Below are 2,605 nucleotides of genomic sequence, written 5' to 3' on the forward strand. Positions count from 1 at the left end.
ATCACCTGCGCGGGCGAGATCGATGACATCGTGTTCCGGCGCAGCGAGTACCTCGGCGGCATGGCGATCGCCATTCTCGCCCTCATCGAACAGCAAGACTGAAAGGCCAGATCATGACAATGGCAACCACAACCATCCGCATCGACTATGCAATGCTGCCCGACCATTTCGACCGCAGCCGCCCCAACGCTATCGCGGAGGCCATCGAGACCGCGTTGCGGGACGCAGGGATCAAGGCCGAGGCCTCAGACATCTTCTCGCATATCAAGGTCGAACTGCCGACCAGCCAGCTTACTGCCGCCTGCGCGGGGTTGGCCGACCTGAAGCTGATTTGAAGGAGGACGGTCCATGAGCACCCGCGCACAAATCGCCATCCAGACAGGTCCCGACGAATGGGCACATGTGTATGTGCATTTTGATGGTTAACCCGCCCATATGCTGCCAGCGCTGGCCCGTTGGACACCCGAGGACATTCTTGCCGCCCGCGAAATCCGTCAGGTGCGTGTGGACGCACTGGACTGTTTTGATCCACCACGCGCGCCCCGCATCCTGCAACAGCCCACTTGCGAACTTTGCCATCTTTATATCTGGCAGGCCGGTGTATGGCGTGAACTGACCTCCCTGCGTGGGGTGCAAAAAAGCAATCAAATTGCGCCGAATTGACTACGCTAATCACCCTGTCAGAGCGATGGTTGTCTCAGCAAAACGATGCACCGCACCAAAGGATCCAAGCCCATGACCACGCACCCCATTCTGCCCAGCCGCAACGAAGATTACGGCTTTTTCCAAACCCTGACAAACTGCCCGCAGCGCCAGCGGCGCAGCGCAGAGGTCTGGACGCTGGCTTCTCGCCTCATCGCCGCAGCCATCAGCGCCGACACCGAAGACGAGATGATCGGGATCCGCGACTTTCTTGACAGCCGGATGGGCCGCCACTTCGCCGACGATGTGGTCGGCAACATGACGGGCTGCAACATCGACAGCGAGACGGCGATCCAATCAGCAATCTGCCGCTGGCAGGGCTGGCGCATCAGCCGCCGGACCGCGCGTGAGGAGGGCATCCCCGCAAGTCTACCATATCTCACCGGATGGGTGCAGCACTTCGCAATCAACGCTGCAATGGCAGAGGCGGACTGAGGCTCGCTAAACTAACGCTTTGGTTGGCCCGCGCTCCCGCGGGCCAATGCCGGTAGAAGGGCACGCATCCCGCGCTGCCCGTTTCACCGGAGGCCACCATGCCCAATTTCACGAAGACCCAAAGCCTGATCCTCACCACTGGTGCCCAGCGCGCAGACAACATTGCCATGCCGCTGCCCGAGGGACTGCATGGTGCTGCCGCCAAGAAGGTCGTGGCCATGATGATCGACAGCGGCTGGCTCGAAGAGGTCGATGCCAACACCCGCAAGGGCGAACCGCTCTGGCGCGAAACCGGTGATGGTCACGGCACCACGCTGGTGGTCACCGACGCGGGGCTGCTCGCGGTCGGAATTGAACCGGTGGTTGTCAAAACGATGGCGGCAGTCCGTCAGCATGCAGCCGCAGCACCGGCGCCCAAAATACCGATGATACGAGCCAATACCAAACAGGCACAGATCATCATCCTTCTGCAGCGGCCCGAGGGGGCCTCGATCGCCGAAATCGTCGCTGTGACGGGGTGGTTGGCGCATAGTGTTCGCGGCCTGATCTCCGGTAGCCTGAAGAAAAAGCTGGGCCTGCCGGTCACCTCCGAGAAGCAAGACGGGCGGGGCACAGTGTATTCGCTGCCGAATGATGGATCTGCGCCGTCATCGCAGCCGCGCGAAGAGCCTGCGCAGCAAGTAACTTCGGATCAGTGAAAGAATGACAAAGATCGCGCCAATGGCAAGATTATCGCCGATGCTGACCACCAGCCCGAACCACGGAAACACCACGATCTGCGTCGTAATGGCCAGCACATAACCGACCACGACGTTGGTGCCAGCCTCAATCAGTGACATCCTGCGCGACTGACTCATGCCGCCATCCGCTCCGATTTGAGGGCGGCAAAGCTCTCGCCAGTTTCCACAAGCAAGGCCTCCTGGCCGGTGAAGGCCTGCCATCGCTCGATGGCCACATCGACATAGGCCGGGTTTAACTCCACCCCGAAGCAAACGCGCCCGGTGGTCTCCGCCGCGATCAGCGTGGTGCCTGATCCCATGAAGGGCTCGTAGACCGCTTGGCCGGGGCTTGAGTTGTTCAGGATCGGACGGCGCATACATTCAACCGGTTTCTGTGTGCCGTGAACTGTGTCCGCATCCTGATCCTTGTTTGCGATCTGCCAGAGCGTCGTCTGCTTGCGATCGCCCGCCCAGTGGCCTTTGCCTTTGGCGCGTACAGCGTACCAGCAGGGCTCATGCTGCCAGTGATAGTCACCGCGGCTCAGCACCAGCCGGTCCTTGGCCCAGATGATCTGTGAGCGGATGTTGAAGCCCGAGGCGATCAGACTGTCGGCCACAGTCGCAGCATGCAGCGCGCCGTGCCAGACATAGGCAACATCCCCAGGAAACAGCGCCCAGGCCTCACGCCAGTCCGCACGGTCATCGTTCAGCACCTTGCCGGTGCGCTTGGTTGCAGCAGCGCCTGCTTT

Annotated in this window: 6 protein-coding genes; 4 read left to right on the forward strand and 2 right to left on the reverse strand. The window is 61.2% G+C overall.

All coding sequences use genetic code 11. The annotated features are described in order from the left end of the window. The first annotated feature begins 113 nt into the window (after nt 1-113). The 4 genes from C7964_RS19660 (at nt 114) to C7964_RS19675 (ending at nt 1,835) form a co-directional block, all read left to right on the forward strand. Nucleotides 114-335, forward strand: a complete 222-nt coding sequence (locus tag C7964_RS19660) for a hypothetical protein (RefSeq protein ID WP_110281241.1) — start codon at nt 114-116, stop codon at nt 333-335. Nucleotides 336-435: 100 nt separating this feature from the next. Then, nucleotides 436-663, forward strand: coding sequence for a hypothetical protein (locus C7964_RS19665; protein ID WP_286164081.1), 228 nt, complete (start codon nt 436-438; stop codon nt 661-663). 72 nt (nt 664-735) lie between these two features. Then, on the forward strand, nt 736-1,137 hold the full coding sequence (locus tag C7964_RS19670) for a hypothetical protein (RefSeq protein ID WP_110281242.1): 402 nt from the start codon (nt 736-738) through the stop codon (nt 1,135-1,137). A 98-nt stretch (nt 1,138-1,235) separates the two neighbouring features. Beyond that, nucleotides 1,236-1,835, forward strand: a complete 600-nt coding sequence (locus tag C7964_RS19675; RefSeq protein ID WP_110281243.1) for a DUF3489 domain-containing protein — start codon at nt 1,236-1,238, stop codon at nt 1,833-1,835. On the opposite strand, the gene C7964_RS19680 is transcribed toward C7964_RS19675, so the two are convergent. Then, complete coding sequence (locus C7964_RS19680; protein ID WP_110281244.1) at nt 1,785-1,994, reverse strand: DUF7220 family protein; 210 nt, start codon at nt 1,992-1,994, stop codon at nt 1,785-1,787. The two genes, C7964_RS19675 and C7964_RS19680, sit on opposite strands and share 51 nt — an antisense overlap. Then, a partial coding sequence (locus C7964_RS19685) for a DNA-methyltransferase (RefSeq protein ID WP_146214906.1) occupies nt 1,991-2,605 on the reverse strand: 615 nt, incomplete at its 5' end. The genes C7964_RS19685 and C7964_RS19680, both read right to left, overlap by 4 nt.

This window comes from Loktanella sp. PT4BL (assembly GCF_003201935.1).
GTDB lineage: Bacteria > Pseudomonadota > Alphaproteobacteria > Rhodobacterales > Rhodobacteraceae > Yoonia.

Coding starts and splice junctions, on each gene's coding strand:
- C7964_RS19660 (WP_110281241.1), top strand. CDS start 114: ATGACAATGGCAACCACAACCATCCGCATCGACTATGCAATGCTGCCC.
- C7964_RS19665 (WP_286164081.1), top strand. CDS start 436: ATGCTGCCAGCGCTGGCCCGTTGGACACCCGAGGACATTCTTGCCGCC.
- C7964_RS19670 (WP_110281242.1), top strand. CDS start 736: ATGACCACGCACCCCATTCTGCCCAGCCGCAACGAAGATTACGGCTTT.
- C7964_RS19675 (WP_110281243.1), top strand. CDS start 1,236: ATGCCCAATTTCACGAAGACCCAAAGCCTGATCCTCACCACTGGTGCC.
- C7964_RS19680 (WP_110281244.1), bottom strand. CDS start 1,994: ATGAGTCAGTCGCGCAGGATGTCACTGATTGAGGCTGGCACCAACGTC.